This window comes from Gryllotalpicola sp. CP2-P1 (genome assembly GCF_057512245.1).
Map to the genome: position 1 here is coordinate 1 of NZ_JBLRDT010000357.1, position 1517 is coordinate 1517.

Sequence of the window (1517 nt, forward strand, 5' to 3'; positions counted from 1 at the left end):
ACCTGCGCGACGGCCCTCAGCGCCTGCAGCTGCGTCTGATCGCGCGCGATGATCGTGGGCGAGCTCAGCGCCGCCGTCGCGATGCGCACGACCTCGTCGTTTCCGCCGCTCAGCAGGGCGAGCAGAGCGCGCGGCGCGAGCAGCCGGGGGTGATCGGATGCCGCGAGCAGCGCGTGCGCGCGAGTGCCGTTTCCCAGCGCGAGCTGCAGCTCGGCCTCGACGGAATCGACGAGCGGCCCAAGGGTCGAGCCCGGCTCGAGCCACCGCTGCAGGCGTTCGCGCTCGCGAGCGAGCTCTCGCAGGCGCAGCTGCCGGTCGCCCCAGACAAGGTCGAAACGCGCCTGCGCGTAGACGTAGGCCGTCTCCCAGACATACTCGTTCGGGGTGCGCGTCTCCAAGAGGCCGAGCAGCCGCCGGGCCTCGTCTCGCTCTCCGCTCTCGATCGCCGCGAGGGCGCCGGCGAGCGCGCGCTGCGCGCGCAGCGCGCCGAGGGGCCACACTTCGACGTCGTCGCCACCGCTGCGGCCGAGCCAGTCCTCGACCTGCCGGGTGTCACCGGCCAGCGAGTACGCCACCGCGGTCTTGACCGCCGCATTGGGGGCGGACGGGTCGCCGGTAGCTCGCGGACTGAAGCGATAGGTGCGCCGCAGCGTCTCGACCGCTCCGTCGTGATCGTCGGCGAACGTGCGCGTGATTCCGACGTGAAGCATGGCGTGCAGCGCGTCGCTGGACAGGCCGAGCCCCGGAACGCCGGCGATCGTGAGCCACGAATTGAGGGCGGCGTCGATGCTCTCGGCAAAGCGCTGCGCGAGCGGCAGCTCCCCGCGGGTGCGCAGGGCGATCATGACGGCCGTGGCGTCGGTGATCGCCCGATCCCAGGCAGGGATAGGAAGCGTCTCGATCCAGTGCGGCTCGCTCAGTCGCGATGCGCGGGCGGCCTCGAGAAGCAGGTCGTCGCCCACACGCCAGCGCAGCATGAAGATGTCGCGTATGGCCACCGCGGCGATGCTGCTGCTGACGACCGACACCGGGGCGTCGCGCAGTGCCGTGCGGGTCTCCGCGTAGTTCTCGTACATGAGACGGGTCCAGTACTGCTCGACCGTGCGCACGACGGCGGCCCAATCCTGGGCGAGGTGCGCGTGGGCGAGGGCCTCTGCAGCCTGGCCGCGGTCGAAGTGCCATGCCGAGGCGCGCTCGTGCACCCGGCGCAAGCCGGCGGGGTCGCGCTTCTCGAACTCCTGCCTCAGCGCGGCGCGGTGATTCGCGCGCCAGCGGTACGCGGGTTCGCCTTCCTCGCTCGAGGCGATCAGCATCGTCTCGGCGACAAGGCGTTCCAGCCGCTCGCCCGCGCGCTCGTCCCCCGTGATGGCGACGGCGAGCTCCTCAGTCAGACGGTCGGGAACAGCGCTGGCCAGGACGAAGTCGAGCCAGCTCGAATCCGAGAGCGCCTCGAGCATGGGGACGATGTCGTCGCGAAGGAAGCGCCGTGTGACGCGGACCAGTGCCTCATCGAGCCG

Annotated in this window: 1 protein-coding gene; it reads right to left on the reverse strand. The window is 71.5% G+C overall.

Annotated elements, in window-relative coordinates; all coding sequences use genetic code 11:
* Nucleotides 1-1517: winged helix-turn-helix domain-containing protein (locus ACM2XV_RS15175; RefSeq protein WP_487027545.1), on the reverse strand; the 1517-nt coding region annotated here is incomplete at both ends.